Source organism: Actinomadura kijaniata, from assembly GCF_014138665.1.
In the GTDB taxonomy this organism is placed as follows: Bacteria; Actinomycetota; Actinomycetes; order Streptosporangiales; family Streptosporangiaceae; genus Spirillospora; species Spirillospora kijaniata.
The window spans coordinates 531787-546222 of record NZ_JACJIA010000004.1; the positions used below are offsets into that span (position 1 = coordinate 531787).

14 protein-coding genes are annotated in these 14436 nt (G+C 72.2%); 3 read left to right on the forward strand and 11 right to left on the reverse strand.

What is annotated here, in order from left to right:
* Positions 1-100: 100 nt before the first annotated feature.
* A complete protein-coding gene (locus HNR61_RS18470; RefSeq protein WP_182844374.1) occupies positions 101-724 on the reverse strand; it encodes a LysE family translocator in 624 nt (207 codons plus the stop codon).
* Positions 725-1018: 294 nt separating this feature from the next.
* On the opposite strand from HNR61_RS18470, the gene HNR61_RS18475 reads away from it, so the two are divergent.
* Positions 1019-1738 carry a sulfite exporter TauE/SafE family protein gene (locus HNR61_RS18475; RefSeq protein WP_182844375.1) on the forward strand — a complete coding sequence of 240 codons (720 nt, stop codon included), beginning with the start codon at positions 1019-1021 and terminating at the stop codon, positions 1736-1738.
* On the forward strand, positions 1738-2286 hold the full coding sequence (mug, locus tag HNR61_RS18480) for a G/U mismatch-specific DNA glycosylase (RefSeq protein WP_182844376.1): 549 nt from the start codon (positions 1738-1740) through the stop codon (positions 2284-2286). The genes HNR61_RS18475 and mug overlap by 1 nt, the downstream gene beginning before the upstream one ends.
* Positions 2287-2441: 155 nt before the next feature.
* Here mug and HNR61_RS18485 read toward each other — a convergent pair whose 3' ends face one another.
* From HNR61_RS18485 to idi, 7 genes are all read right to left on the reverse strand, one after another.
* Complete coding sequence (locus HNR61_RS18485; protein ID WP_220509468.1) at positions 2442-2903, reverse strand: ASCH domain-containing protein; 462 nt, start codon at positions 2901-2903, stop codon at positions 2442-2444.
* 103 nt (positions 2904-3006) lie between these two features.
* On the reverse strand, positions 3007-3618 hold the full coding sequence (locus HNR61_RS18490) for a class F sortase (protein ID WP_182844377.1): 612 nt from the start codon (positions 3616-3618) through the stop codon (positions 3007-3009).
* Positions 3618-4532 (reverse strand): hypothetical protein, encoded by a 915-nt coding sequence (locus HNR61_RS18495; protein WP_182844378.1) that lies wholly within the window; start codon positions 4530-4532, stop codon positions 3618-3620. The genes HNR61_RS18490 and HNR61_RS18495 overlap by 1 nt, the downstream gene beginning before the upstream one ends.
* Positions 4533-4756: 224 nt before the next feature.
* The gene (locus HNR61_RS18500) at positions 4757-5584 is read right to left on the reverse strand and encodes a carbohydrate ABC transporter permease (protein ID WP_312897960.1); all 828 of its coding nucleotides are present in this window, start codon (positions 5582-5584) and stop codon (positions 4757-4759) included.
* 144 nt (positions 5585-5728) lie between these two features.
* Positions 5729-6652 (reverse strand): carbohydrate ABC transporter permease, encoded by a 924-nt coding sequence (locus HNR61_RS18505; protein WP_182844380.1) that lies wholly within the window; start codon positions 6650-6652, stop codon positions 5729-5731.
* Positions 6652-7968, reverse strand: a complete 1317-nt coding sequence (locus HNR61_RS18510) for an ABC transporter substrate-binding protein (protein WP_182844381.1) — start codon at positions 7966-7968, stop codon at positions 6652-6654. The genes HNR61_RS18505 and HNR61_RS18510 overlap by 1 nt, the downstream gene beginning before the upstream one ends.
* Before the next feature lie 152 nt (positions 7969-8120).
* Positions 8121-8696: an isopentenyl-diphosphate Delta-isomerase gene (idi, locus tag HNR61_RS18515; protein ID WP_182844382.1), complete on the reverse strand. Its 576-nt coding sequence runs from the start codon at positions 8694-8696 to the stop codon at positions 8121-8123.
* Positions 8697-8867: 171 nt separating this feature from the next.
* On the opposite strand from idi, the gene dxs reads away from it, so the two are divergent.
* On the forward strand, positions 8868-10781 hold the full coding sequence (gene dxs / locus HNR61_RS18520) for a 1-deoxy-D-xylulose-5-phosphate synthase (protein WP_182844383.1): 1914 nt from the start codon (positions 8868-8870) through the stop codon (positions 10779-10781).
* A 36-nt stretch (positions 10782-10817) separates the two neighbouring features.
* Here dxs and HNR61_RS18525 read toward each other — a convergent pair whose 3' ends face one another.
* The 3 genes from HNR61_RS18525 to HNR61_RS18535 all read right to left on the reverse strand — a co-directional run bounded on the left by HNR61_RS18525 (position 10818) and on the right by HNR61_RS18535 (position 14292).
* On the reverse strand, positions 10818-11183 hold the full coding sequence (locus HNR61_RS18525) for a hypothetical protein (RefSeq protein ID WP_182844384.1): 366 nt from the start codon (positions 11181-11183) through the stop codon (positions 10818-10820).
* A gap of 175 nt (positions 11184-11358) precedes the next feature.
* Positions 11359-12708: an FAD-dependent oxidoreductase gene (locus HNR61_RS18530; protein ID WP_182844385.1), complete on the reverse strand. Its 1350-nt coding sequence runs from the start codon at positions 12706-12708 to the stop codon at positions 11359-11361.
* Between the two features lie 87 nt (positions 12709-12795).
* On the reverse strand, positions 12796-14292 hold the full coding sequence (locus HNR61_RS18535) for an amino acid permease (protein WP_182844386.1): 1497 nt from the start codon (positions 14290-14292) through the stop codon (positions 12796-12798).
* Positions 14293-14436: the final 144 nt, after the last annotated feature.

Sequence of the window (14436 nt, forward strand, 5' to 3'; positions counted from 1 at the left end):
GATCGCCCGGTACACCCCCATCCTTCCCGTTACTCAGAGCATCCAATCTGATTACTCAAAGTAGTTTCCCTTGGTCGGGGCCTAGATCGTCGCTGCCCCGTCAGTGATCGGCGGCCAGTTTCAGGCCGAAGCCGATGAACGCCACGCCCATCACCTGCTGGAGGCGGCGCCGGACGGCCGGGCGGCCCAGCACCCGGCGGGCCGCCCCCGCCACCGCCGCCAGCAGGCCGAACCACAGCAGGCCCTGGACGGCGTGGATCGCCGCGAACAGCATGCTCGTCCAGAACATCGACGCCCCCTGCGGCACGAACTGCGGCAGCAGGCTCATGTAGAACACACCGATCTTGGGGTTGAGCAGGTTCGTCGTGAACCCGGTGCGCAGCGCCTCCCGCCACGACATCGGCGCGTCCGCGGTCCCGGCCTCCCCGGCCGCCCGTCCCCGCCGCGCCGTCCACAGCGCCCGGCCGCCCAGCCACAGCAGGTAGGCCGCGCCCGCGACGCGCAGCACGTCGAACGCCAGCCGCGACGCCGCCAGCAGCGCCGTCAGCCCCACCGCGCTCGCCAGCGCCCACGTCAGGCAGCCCAGTGCTACGCCCAGCCCGGCGAGCAGGCCCGTCCGCCGTCCGCCCGTGACGGTCGCCCGCAGCACCAGCATGGTGTCGAGGCCCGGAGTGACGGTCACCAGCGCGGCCACGGCCGCGAACGCGAGACAGGCGGTCAACATGGGCACATGCTGTCATAGGCGGACGTATGTGCCTGGCCGGAATACCGGTCCGCATCCCCGCCTTGCCCGTGAACGACGACGTGACCAGGAAGATCGATGAGCTGAGGGCTGCGCCCGCGCCGGAGGCGCCGCCCGGCACCTGGAGACCGAACGCGGCCGCCACGTCCGCGCCGCGCTCGACGAGACCGCCGAGGCGCGCGCCGCCGCCGCCGTCGCCTGGCCTGGCTGGCCGCGCTCATCGACGCATCCGCCTGAACCGATCGGAAGAGTGGGGGTGTAGCGTTCCGCGGCGTTATGCCCCACCTCGACTTCCTGGTCGTCGGCGGCCTGGCCGTGCTGCTCGGCGCGATCGTGCAGAGCAGCGTCGGCCTGGGCGTCGGCCTGGTCGCCACGCCCGTGGTGACGCTGCTGTTCCCCACCCTGATGCCCGGCGCGATCCTGGTCGCCGCGACCGTCCTGCCGCTGGCGACCCTCGCCCGGGAGATCCGCCACGCCGACCTGCGGGGGCTCGGCTGGGCGTTCGCCGGGCGCGTCGCCGGGACGCCGCTGGGCGTCTGGGTGGTGGCGTCGGTCCCGCCGGGGCCGCTCGGCGCGGTCATCGGCCTCGTCGTGCTCGCCGCGCTGGCCGCGTCCCTGTGGTCGGGCGACGTCCCCCGCAACCGCGCCACCCTGGCCGCCGCCGGGCTGGTCTCCGGCGCCACCGGAACGGCGTCCTCCATCGGCGGCCCGCCCATCGCCCTGCTCTACCAGCGCGAGAGCGGGCCCCGCGTCCGCGCCACCCTGGCGGTGTTCTTCACGGTCGGGGCCCTGCTGTCGCTGCTCACCCTCGCCGCGACGGGCCAGCTGCCGTACCGGCAGGTCACGGCGGGGCTGGCGCTGACGCCGTTCGTGCTGGCGGGCTTCGCCGTCGCGGGCCCGCTGCGCCGCCACCTGGACGCGGGCCGCATGCGCACCGGAATCCTCGTGGTCGTGGGCGCATCAGCCGTCACACTCGTGGTACGTAGCCTGATGTGATGCGTCCGACCAAGGCCGACCTCGAAGCCGCCCGCGACAAGCTGATCCCCGACATCCTGCCGCCGGAGGGGTCGACGCTGCGGGTGCTGTTCTGCGGAATCAACCCCGGGCTGTACTCGGGGGCCACCGGGCACCACTTCGCCCGTCCGGGCAACCGGTTCTGGCCCGCCCTGCACCGCTCGGGCTTCACCGAACGCCAGCTGCGCCCCGCCGAACAGCACCTGCTGCCCTCCTACGGCCTCGGGATCACCAACCTGGCGCCCCGCACCACCGCCCGCGCCGACGAACTCACCGAGACCGAACTCCGCGAGGGCGGCGAACGCCTGGTGGCGCTCGTCGAGCGCTACCGCCCCGCCTACCTGGGCGTCGCCGGGGTCACGGCCTACCGCACCGCGTTCGGCGACAGGAAGGCGCAGATCGGTCCGCAGGACGACCGCATCGGCCCCGCCCGGGTATGGGTGCTGCCCAACCCGAGCGGCCTCAACGCCTCCTGGCCGCTTGAGCGGATCGCTGAGGAGTTCGCCCGCCTGCGGGTTGCCGCTGGCTGAGGTGTGGGTGCTGCACCCGGCTCGCTCAGCGGCCTGAACGCGAGCCGGCCCCTGGACCGGATGGCCGCGGAGTTCGCCCGCCTCCGCGAAGCGGCCGAGGCCGCCGGAGACGAGAGCGCGTAGGGCCGAAGCCCGCGAGAGACCCCGAACGCGTCCTAAGAGCGGTGCAGGGCCGCGGTGGCGGCCAGCATCGTGCGGACTTCGGTGACCAGGGTCGGCTGGGGCTCCCACAACCCCGGCCGCCCCAGCGCCACCACCGGGCGCGGCAACGGCAGGACCTCCGCCAGCCTCCAGTGGTGGGCCCCGGGCTCGGCCCACGGGCCGCAGTCGCAGGAGCCGTTCGTCGCCGTGGCGGAGCACACGTCCACGACCTCCGCCACGGCGATCACCGCGCCGAGCGTGGCCAGGGGGTCGCGCGGGTTCCAGCCCGCCCGCTGCACCAGGGGCGAGTCGCACGCCTTGAGGTCGACCCGCATCGAGGCGTGGATGAGGACCGGGCCGCGGTAGGCGGTGGGCAGGGGCTGGTTGCAGACGCTCTTGCCGCCCCTGGCGATCGCGAAGGCCCAGGGCTGCTGAACACTGATCGCCTGCACGCCGTCACCTCCCGTGCTCGCCATGGTCTCCCTCGTGACCGCAACGCGCGAGCGGCGGCGCCCGGTTCCCGGCGCCGGCCCCACCCGCGCGTCAGTCGGCCGCGCCGGAACGTCCGGTGCGGCACGGTCAGTTGGCCACCATACGGGAATAGACGATGACATTGTCGCGATAGTGGCCCGTACCCGCGTCGAACGACCCGCCGCACGTCACCAGACGCAGCGCCGCGTAGTCGATGTCCTCGGCATACACCTTCTCGCCGGGGAACGACGATTTCGCCACCTGCTCGACGCGTTCGACCGCGAACGTCGCCGTCGTGCGGTCCCGGCGCGTCACCTTCACGCGGTCGCCCCGCTTCAGCTCCTTGAGCCGGTGGAAGACGGCGGGCTTCCGCATCGCGTCGACATGCCCGAGGATCACCGACGGGCCGCCCTCGCCGGGCGTGGGTCCCTTCTTCCACCAGCCGGTCAGGTTCGGCCGGCTGAGCGGCGGCTCCTCGATCCGGCCGTCGGGTTTCAGGCCGAGTTCGCTGACGGGCGCGGAGACGCCGAGCCGGGGGATCTCGATGCGCTCGGGCAGCGACCGGGCGAGCGGCCGGACGGCGGCGGGCGCGGCGGCGGCCGATCCGCCCGGGTCGATCGGGCCGCCGTCGTAGTCCTCCTCGCCGCACGCGGCGGTCGCTCCGGCGAGCAGGGCCAGCAGCAGACCGCAGGCCGCCGCGCGACGGCCCGCGGCCACCATCAGCCGTCCTCCCGGGCGGTGCGGCGGCGCAGCGCCAGGCCCGCGCCGGCCAGCGCGACCAGCGAGGCCGCCAGCGGCCCGGCGGCGTCGGCGGACCCGCCGCCGGAACGGGACAGGGCGCTGCCGTCGCCGGTGTCGGGCGCGCCGCGCGGGATGGTGGGCCCGCCGTCGTCCACCTCGGGGCGGCCCGGCTCGGTGCTGAACGACACCTTGCCGTACCCGACGCACTCCACCGTCAGCCGCACGATCGACGGCAGGTGCGTCCGGTACCGGCCGACGCCCTCCCACCTGTTCTTCTGGACCCACTCCATGCGCGGCTGGCTGCTGAACGACGCCGAGTACGCCCGCACGCTGCTCGGGCAGGTCACCCGGATCCCGACGGTCCGGCCGGGCTCGGCGCGGCGGGTCGTCAGCCGCACGTCGCCGTGGTCGAAGCGGAAGCGGGGGTCGGCGGGCGGCCGGCCGGGGCCGGGGTCGTCGCCGGGCGGATCGTCGTCCGGCGGCTTGGGCTTGCCGGCGACGGTGGCGCGCAGCGTGAAGCCCGCCGGCCCCTTGGGGGTCACGCAGAAGAACTCGGTGACGTAGGTGCGGCCCGGCTTCAGGTCGGTGCGGGTGGAGGCGATGGCGGTCCACACGCCGCCGCCCTCGTCGTCGAACGAGGTCGGCTCGCCCTTGAAGAAGATCTCGTTGCGGGGGCCGTTGGCCTTCGGCTCCTCCTCGCAGCCGGTGACCTGGAGGTTGAGGTTGTCGCCGGGCCGGAACGGGTTCGGCTGCGCCTTGATGCGCGGCGGGCCGACCGGCTGGTCGCCCGGGTCGTTCCGCGGGGGATGGGGAGCCGCCGTGGCCGGGGCGGCGGCCCCGAGCAGCGTGGCGCCGGAGACGGCGCCGAGGGCGGCGAGTCGTCTGATGCCCATGTGGCTCCTTGCCGGGGGGTGGCGCGGATACCTCGGTCACCGGTGTGACGTCCGAGGCGGCACCGGGGTTGACGTCCGGCGCCGGAATGGTCGGGACAACGGGGCCGCCGTGACGGGCGGGGGCGGCGGGGAACGTGGTGCTCCCATCGCGCAGTGTAGTGATCACGCATCCGGCGGTGAAGGGGGTCGGCCGAAAAAGTCAGCGCCCGCTTATCCGGGGCCGGTCACCCCTTGAGCGCCCCGGCCATCAGCCCCCGCATGAAGAACCGGCCCAGCAGCAGGTACACCACCAGCGTGGGCAGCGACGCCAGCAGCGCCGCCGCCATCTGCTGGTTGTACTGCACCGCGACCGCGCCCGACCCGGCGGTGTTGTTCAGCATGACCGTGACCGGCCAGGAGTCGGGCGCGCCGAGGAACACCGCGAACAGGAAGTCGTTCCACAGCGAGGTGAACTGCCAGATCAGCGTGACCGCGAACGCCGGGCCCGACACCGGCAGCACGATCGAGGAGTAGGTGCGCAGCAGGCCCGCGCCGTCCACCCGCGCCGCCTCGATCAGCTCGTTCGGGATGGTCACGTAGTAGTTCCGGAAGATCAGCGTGCAGATCGGGATGCCGTACACCACGTGCGCCAGCACGAGCCCCCGGATGGTCCCGGCCAGCTCCATCCGCGTCAGCAGCCCGGCCAGCGGGATCATGACGGCCTGGTAGGGGATGAACATCCCGAACAGGAACAGCGTGAACACCGCGTCCGAGCCGGGGAAGCGCCACTTGGACAGCACGTAGCCGTTCAGCGACCCCAGCGCCGCCGCGATCAGCGACCCCGTCACCGCGATCTTGAAGCTGTTGGCCAGTCCCGGCCGCAACGTCTCCCACGCGCCGCTCCAGCCGTCCAGGCTCCAGCTCGACGGCAGCTCCCACGCCGCGGCCGGGTCGGCCTCGTCCAGCGGCTTGAAGCTGGTCACCACCAGCACGTACACCGGGATCAGGAACACGACCAGGAACGCCAGCAGCACCGTGAGGCGGACCGTCCGCCCCACCGGGGAGGCCCTCACCGGACTCGCTCCGCCCGTACCGACCACAGGAGGGCAGGGCGGGGATCACCAGCCATGTCGTCGAGGTTCGTCATCGGACTCGCTCCGTCCGTATCGACCACAGGAGGGCAGGGCGGGGATCACCAGCCATGTCGTCGAGGTTCATCATCGGACTCGCTCCGCCCGTACCGACCAGACGAGGTAGGGGATCACCAGCAACGCCACCGCCAGCAGCAGGTAGGTGGCGATGGTGGCGCCGTTGGCCGGGTCATGCCGGTCGAACACCTCCACGTAGGTCGCGATCGCCGGGACATAGGTGATGATCTGCTTGCCCGCGATCGCCATGATCAGGTCGAACACCTTCAGCGAGATGTGCCCGAGGATGATCAGCGCCGACAGCGTCACCGGCCGGAGCTGCGGGAACACCACGTACCGGTAGACCTGCCACTCCGAGGCCCCGTCCACCCGGGCCGCCTCCCGCAGCTCGTCCGGGACGCCCCGGAACCCGGCCAGGTACAGCGCCATCACGTACCCCGACATCTGCCAGATCGCCGGGATCGCCATCGCGGCCATGCCCCAGGTGGGGTTCTGCCACCAGTCGTTGGCCAGGGCGTCCAGGCCGAGGTCGCCGAACAGCTGGTTGAGGCCGACGGCGCGTTCGGGCGGCGCGGGGTTCATCAGCCACCGCCACACCACCCCGGCGGCGATGAACGAGATCGCCATCGGGAACAGGTACACCGCCCGGAACCCGGCCTCGGCGGCGATGCCCTTCTCCATCAGGAACGCCAGCAGCGCCCCCAGCAGCAGCGCCCCGCCCACGAACACCACCGTGAACAGCAGGGCGTGCCGCACGGCGGGCGGCCAGCTCGGGTCGTCCCACAGGTCGACGAAGTTGCGCCCCTTGTCGAACCCGTACGGGGTCACCTCGTCGTGCCTGCCGCTGACCGCCACCCGCAGGTTCCAGAAGATCAGCCCGTACACGAACAGGCCGATCGCCAGGATCGAGGGCGCGACCAGCAGCAGCCCGGGCAGCCACCGCGGCGCCCGCCCGCCCGGAAGGCGCCGCGCCCCCGCGTTCCCGCGCGGCATTACTGGGCGTTGTTCTTCGCCGCGTTCACCAGGGCGGACTGGAGTTTGCCGACGTCCTTGCCCTGGAGGAACAGGCCCACCGCGGTGTCGATGTCGGTGTGCCACCTCTTGCTGGCGTACACGCCGTGCCAGAACGATCCGGCCAGCTTGACGCCGGGCTTGTTCCACTCGTTGAACGCGTACTCCAGGTACCCCTTGTAGAGGGACCTGTCGGCGTCCTTGCGCGCCGGGATCGAGCCCTTCTTGGGGTTGAACAGGTCCTGGCCCTCCTTGCTGGCGGCGACCTTCAGCCAGGCCAGCGCCCCGCCGCGGTGCGGCGCGCCCTTGGGGAGGGTGAAGCTGTCCGACAGCCACATGTAGGTGCCGCCGGTGCCGGGCGCGGGCGCGTACCCGAAGTCGGCGTCGACCTTCTTGCCGAGCCCGTTCGGGGCGGGGTTGACGTAGTAGCCGTAGGCCCAGTCGCCCATGATGTTGAACGCGGCCTTGCCGTCCACCACGGCCTTGGAGGCGCCCTGCCAGTCGGTGGAGGCGGCCTCGGCGGTGGTGTACTTCATGATCTCGGCGAAGTCGTTGAGGGCGGCGGTGACCGCGGGGCTGGACCAGTCCGCGCCGGGCTTCCACAGCGCGTTGTAGGCGTCCGCGCCGAGGACGCCGAGCAGCACGTTCTCCAGCAGGTGGTCGGCGGTCCACTGCGCGCCCAGCGACAGCGGCACCTTGCCGGTCCTGTCCTTGACCGTCTTCAGCGCGGTCTTGAACTCGGCGATCGTCTTCGGCGGCCCGGACAGCCCCGCGTCCTTCAGGATCCTCGGGTTGTACCAGAGGATGTTGGAGCGGTGGATGTTCACCGGCACCGAGTAGATCCTGCCCTGGTAGGTGATCTGCTGGAGGAGCTGCTGCGGGTAGCTCGACCGCAGGTTGTTCTCGTCGTAGAAGGAGTCCAGCGGCTCGATCTGCCCGGCCTTGATGTAGTCGAGCAGCTCGGCGCCCGCGTGGCCCTGGAACGAGTCCGGCGGCTTGCGGTTCTGCAGGCGGCTGGCCAGCACCGCCTGCGCCTGGGTCCCCGAGCCGCCCGCGATGGCGGCGTTGACGACCTGGGTGCCGGGGTTCCTGCGCTTGAACTCCTCGATCATGGCGGCGAGCCCGTCGGCCTCACCGGGACCGGTCCACCAGGAGAACACCTCGACCCTGGAGGCGTCGCCGCCGCCCTTGCCGCCGCCGTCGTCGCCTCCGCCGCAGGCCGTCAGGCCCAGCGTCCCGCCAAGGAGCACGGCGGCGACGGCCGCGACCGCCCGCCGTCCGGTTGCACGTCCAAGCATCGCTCGTCCCTTCGGTGCCCGTGAGAAACAAGCGTCCGTTCATCCGTTGCGGCGGTCAACAGGCCATAAGGAACCGAGATCTGGAGGTTACGAAGGTCCGCGGGGCGCCGGGCCGCGGCGGGGGAGCGCGCCCCGCCGCGGCCCGGCCGCGTTCACCAGGTGAGCGCCGGGGGCAGGTCCGCCACGCCCGCGTCGGGCCACTCCAGCGGCGGTCCCAGCGGGACCAGCTCGGCCATCTGGAGGCGGTACCAGGGGGAGGCGTCGGGGTGGTCCACCAGCGCCACGCACTCCTCCCACGTCCACCACCGCGCCTCCTCGACCTCGTCGGGGTCGAGGGCCAGGGAGGTCTGGGAGGTCGTGGCGCGGACCACGGGGCAGCGTTCGTGCTCCACCGTCCCGTCGGCGGCCGTGGCGCGGTACCGGAACCCGGGCAGGACGGGGGTGACCGTGTCCACCATCACACCCAGTTCGTCGCGCAGCCGCCGCGCCACCGCGTCGCGCAGCCCCTCGCCGGGGCCGGGATGGCCGCAGCAGCTCCCCGTCCACACGCCGGGGAACGTCCGCTTGCTCAGTGCCCTGCGGGTGATGAGCACCTTGCCTTCCGGATTGACCACGTAGGAGGAAAAGGCCAAGTGGTAGGGGGTGCGGGCATGATGGCTGGAGAGTTTGGGAGCGGTGCCGATCGCCTCATCGGCCTCGTTGAGCAGCACGATCTCCTCGACGCTCATGCGCCTCCTGTCTGTCGAACACGGTGTGCGGACGGTGTGGGGACGGTACGGGAATGTCGTGCGGGTCGGCGGAGGCCCGCGAGCCCCGGCGCGGCGCGGGCAAACCGGGACTAAACTCGGAGCGGTCCGACGAGCGGGGGTACCGGGCCCCCGATGGAGGAGTTGAAACGCGTGAGCCTGCTGAAGTCGCTCAAGGGGCCGGAGGACCTCAAACGACTGGACGCCGCGCAACTGCCGCAGCTCGCGGACGAGATCAGGGACTTCCTGGTGGACGCGGTCGCCAAGACCGGTGGGCACCTCGGCCCCAACCTCGGCGTGGTCGAGCTGACCATCGCGCTGCACCGGGTCTTCGACTCGCCGCGCGACAAGATCCTCTTCGACACGGGGCACCAGGCCTACGTGCACAAGCTGCTGACGGGGCGGCAGGACTTCGGCCTGCTCAAGCAGCGCGGCGGCATCTCCGGCTACCCCAGCCGGGCCGAGTCCGAGCACGACGTCATCGAGAACTCGCACGCCTCCACGGCCCTGTCCTACGCCGACGGGCTGGCCAAGGCGTTCGAGCTGAACGGCGAGGGCGACCGGGTGGTCGTCCCGGTGGTCGGTGACGGCGCGCTGACCGGCGGCATGTGCTGGGAGGCCCTCAACAACATCGCCGACGGCAAGGACCGCCGCGTCATCATCGTCGTCAACGACAACGGCCGCTCCTACTCGCCGACCATCGGCGGCCTGGCCAGCCACCTGGCCGGCCTGCGGGTGACCCCGACCTACGAGCACGCCCTCGAACTGGTCAAGCGGAACCTGCCGAGGACCCCGGTCGTCGGCAACGTCGCCTACGAGGCGCTGCACGGCATCAAGAAGGGCCTGAAGGACATCCTCCAGCCCCAGGCGATGTTCGAGGACCTCGGCCTGAAGTACGTCGGCCCGATCGACGGCCACGACGAGCAGGCGGTCGAGCACGCGCTGCGCAGGGCCCACGACTTCGGCGGCCCGGTGATCGTGCACTGCATCACCCGCAAGGGCTGCGGCTACACCCCGGCCGAGCAGGACGACGAGGAGCAGTTCCACTCGCCCGGCCCCTACGACCGCGCGACCGGCGTGCAGAAGCCCAAGGGCCGCATCTGGACCAACGTGTTCTCCGAGGAGATGGTCCGGATCGGCGCCGAGCGCCCCGACGTGGTCGGCATCACCGCCGCCATGCTGCACCCGGTGGGCCTGGCCGAGTTCGCCGCGGCCCACCCCGACCGGATCTACGACGTCGGCATCGCCGAGCAGCACGCCGTCACCTCCGCCGCCGGGCTGGCGATGGGCGGCCTGCACCCGGTCGTGGCGATCTACGCCACGTTCCTGAACCGGGCGTTCGACCAGGTCCTGATGGACGTGGCGCTGCACGGCCAGGCGGTGACGTTCGTGCTGGACCGCGCCGGGGTCACCGGCGACGACGGCGCCAGCCACAACGGCATGTGGGACCTGTCGATCCTGTCGCTGGTGCCGGGCATGCGCGTCGCCGTCCCGCGCGACGGCGCCCGCGTCGCCGAGCTGCTGCGCGAGTGCTTGTCGATCAAGGACGGGCCGACCGCGCTGCGCTTCCCCAAGGGCCCGGTGGCCGAGGACATCGAGGCGATCGACAAGGTCGGCGCGATGGACGTGCTGGCCCGCCACGACGGCTCCAACGGCACCCGCGTGCTGCTGGTGGCCGCCGGCGCGATGGCGACCCCGGCGGTCGCCGCGGCCGAGCTGATCGCCGCGCAGGGCATCGGCGTCACCGTCGTGGACCCGCGCTTCGTCAAGCCGCTGGACCCGGCGCTGGTGGACCTGGCCGCCCAGCACTCGCTGGTCGCGGTCGTGGAGGACAACGGCCGCGTCGGCGCGGTCGGCGACGCGGTCGCGCGCCTGCTGCGCGACGGCGAGACCGACGTCCCGGTCCGCACCTACGGCATCCCGCAGGAGTTCCTGGACCACGCCAAGCGCGCGATGATCCTGGAGGACCTGGGCCTGACGCCGCAGGGCCTGGCCCGCGACATCACCGCCGCCGTGCTGAAGGTCGCCCCGCACGCCGCGCCCAGGACCCCCGCGCCCACCGAGTAGCGAGCCGCCGGGTGCCCGCGCGTCCCGCGCGGGCACTCACACTCCCTCGGCGGACAGCAGGTGCCAGAAGTGGGTGATGGACGCCGCGGGGGTGCCCAGGTCGCGGCCCGAGTAGGTCCAGCGTCCGCGTAGCCGCCAGGGTCGCCCGACGCCGTCCTGGACGAACAGCTGGAGCGGGAAGGTCGCGTCGTGGGCGCGGATCACCCCGGCCGGGTCGACCGTCGCCCGCATCTCCGGCTCGCCTTCGCACCGCACGCCCATCACGTGCGTGCCGGGGTCCTGGCGCAGCAAGCCCTGCGTCAGGTCGTAGACGAGTACGGAGACGTAGTCCGGGCCGAGCCACCTGAGATCGGGCAGCAAGCCGGGCGGGGGGAATCCGTACAGCTCTGGACCGCCGGTCACACGCGCACCGTAGCGCTCCGGTCACCGTCGCGTCATGGTTTCCCGGCGGCTGGTCCCGGTCGGCCCGGCCGTTTGCCGGATACGGCCTGGAAGGTCACGCCGATTCGGAGGGAAGCGCCGGGCCACGCCGTCTCTTCGGTGGTTTCGTACGGCCTGTCGCGGCGGGCGGGCGCGGTCACGAAGGGTGGCAGGCGCGGCGCATGGCCTCCCAGCGGGCGAGCTTGACGCGTTCGCCGCGGTCCAGGGAGCGGGCCAGGGCGATCTCGGCGGCGTCCAGGTTGAGCCAGTCGGCGTAGGTCACCACGGGCAGGCAGCGCGCCTCGAACAGCTCCTCGATCTTGCGGTCGGGTTCGGGCCAGGTCCCGGCGGCGTGGTCCTCCAGCAGGTGGCGGACGGTCTCGGCGGCGTCGGACTTGTTGGTGCCGACGACCCCGGTCGGGCCCCGCTTGATCCATCCGGCGACGTACTCGCGGGGGACCGGCGCGCCGTCGGGGCCGAGGACGCGGCCGCCGGCGTTGGGCACGACGTGGGCGCGCTCGTCGAACGGCACCCCCGCCAGCGGCACGCTCTGGTAGCCGACCGACCGCAGCACCAGCCCGACGGGCAGGGTCTCGGACTCCCCGGTCCGGACGAGCCGCCCGTCCTCGCCGAGCCGGGTGACCTCCAGCCGCAGGCCCTCGACGCGGGTGGAGCCGAGGATCTCGGCGGGGGCCCGCCAGAACCGCACGTCGATGCGGCGGGGCCGGTCCCCGGCGGGCGGGCCGGTCCACTCGCGCAGCACCTTGATGTTGCCGCGCACGTGCCGGTCGCTCTCGGCGAGCGCCGCGCTGGCCGGGTCCAGCTCCATGTCCCCGGGGAGCACATGGATCTCGGAGCCGGGCAGGGCGCCGAGCTCCCGCAGCTCCTTGGTGGTGAACTTGGCCTGCGCGGGGCCCCGCCGCCCGATCATGTGGACGCGCCGGACCCGGCTGCGTCCCAGCGCCTCCAGCACGTGCTCGGGGACGTCGGTGTGCCGCAGCTCCTCGGGCGTGCGGGCGAGGATCCGCGCGACGTCGACGGCGACGTTCCCCACGCCGATGACCGCGACCTCCTCGGCCGACAGGTCGAAGACGTGGTCGGCGGCGTCGGGGTGGCCGCAGTACCAGTTGACGAAGTCGGTCGCGGCGATGCTGCCCGGCAGGTCCTCGCCGGGGATCCCCATCCGCCGGTCCACCATCGCGCCGGTCGCGTAGACCACCGCGTCGTAGCAGTCGAGCAGCTCCTCGCGGGTGACGTCCCGCCCGAGCTCCACGCCCCCGAAGAACCGGACGGCCGGATGCTCCAGCACCTTCTGCAGGTAGCGGGCGATGGACTTGATCGAGGGGTGGTCGGGCGCGACCCCGTAGCGGACCAGCCCGTAGGGCGTCGGCAGCCGGTCGAGCACGTCGACGCGGACGTTCCCGTCGGCCTGTTTGACGAGGGCCTCGGCGGCGTACAGCCCCGCCGGACCCGAGCCGATCACCGCGACGCGCACAGGGGCTGTCATGCGCGCCATTGTGCCCACGTCATGACGGAAAGGGCACTGTGAGCGAGGTCACAGTGCCCTTTCACCGGTGTGCCGTCCCGGTGGCCGTCAGCCCTTGGTGAAGGGGACGTGCCCGGTGCGCCGGCCGCGGAGGCGGCTGTTGCGGGCGCCGTAGGCGAAGTACAGGACCGCGCCCAGGGCCATCCAGGCCAGGAACCGCAGCCAGGTCTCGACCGGCAGGTTCAGCATGACGAACAGGCAGGCCAGCACCGACAGGATCGGCACCAGCGGGACCAGCGGGGTGCGGAACGCGCGGGGCAGGTCGGGCCGGGTGCGGCGCAGGACGACCACGCCGACCGACACGACCAGGAACGCGAACAGCGTGCCGATGTTGACCAGCTCGGCGAGCTTGGCCAGCGGGATGAACCCGGCGAGCACCGCCACGATCGTGCCCATGATCAGGGTCGAGCGGTACGGCGTCCCGTACCTGGGGTGCACGGCGGCCAGCCAGGACGGCAGCAGCCCGTCGCGGCTCATCGCGAAGAACACCCGGCTCTGGCCCAGCAGCAGGATCAGCACGACGGTGGTGAGACCGGCGACGGCGCCCACGCTGATGATCGTGGCGAACACCGGCTGCCCGACCGCCTTGAACGCGTCGGCCAGCGGCGCGGCGCTGCTGAGCTGGGTGTAGTGCTGCATGCCGACCACGACCAGGGACACCGCCGCGTACAGGACCGCGGTGATGACCAGCGAGCCGATCAGGCCGATGGGCAGGTCGCGCTGCGGGCGGCGGGCCTCCTCGGCGGCCGTGGCGACGATGTCGAAGCCGATGTAGGCGAAGAAGACGATCGCGACGGCGGCGAAGACGCCGAGCCAGCCGTAGCTGACCGGGGTGATGCCGAACAGCTCCTGCATCAGCGGCGCGGCGGCGCCCTGCACCGACGGGCTGGGCTTCGCCTCGGGGATGAACGGCGTGTAGTTGGCGCCCTTGACGAAGAACAGGCCCGCGACGATGACCAGCAGGACGACCGCGAGCTTGACGGTGACGATGACGGCGTTGAACCGCGAGGAGACCTTCACGCCGAGGATCAGCAGGCCGGTGACCAGCAGCACCAGCACGATCGCGGGGATGTTGACGATCCCGTTCTCGACGCCCGGTGGATTGGCCAGCGCCGACGGTACCGTGATCCCCACGTTGTCGAGCATGGAGACGAAGTAGCCCGACCAGCCGACCGACACCACCGCCGCGCCGAGCGCCAGTTCCAGGATGAGGTCCCAGCCGATGATCCAGGCGGGGAACTCGCCGAGCGTGGCGTAGGAGAAGGTGTAGGCCGAGCCCGCGACCGGGACGGTCGAGGAGAACTCGGCGTAGCACAGGGCCGCCAGGCCGCAGACGACCGCGGCGAGGATGAACGACAGGGCCACGGCGGGCCCGGCCTTGTCCCTGGCGACCTGCCCGGTGAGCACGAAGATGCCGGTGCCGATGATGACGCCGACGCCGAAGACGGTCAGGTCGAGGGCCGAGAGGTCCCGGCGCAGTCGGTGCTCCGGTTCCTCCGTGTCTTGGATCGACTGCTCGACCGATTTGGTCCGGAACAGGTTCACCTCTGGCTCCTCGGGGGTGGCGGGTTGACTGCGGAACGTGGTCACTTCCGGGAACGACGACGACGGATGAATGATCACCCTCGGTGGAGCAGCCGAAACCCGGCCGTGACCAAAAACAGACCCTAAGGCCGAAAGGGGGCGCCC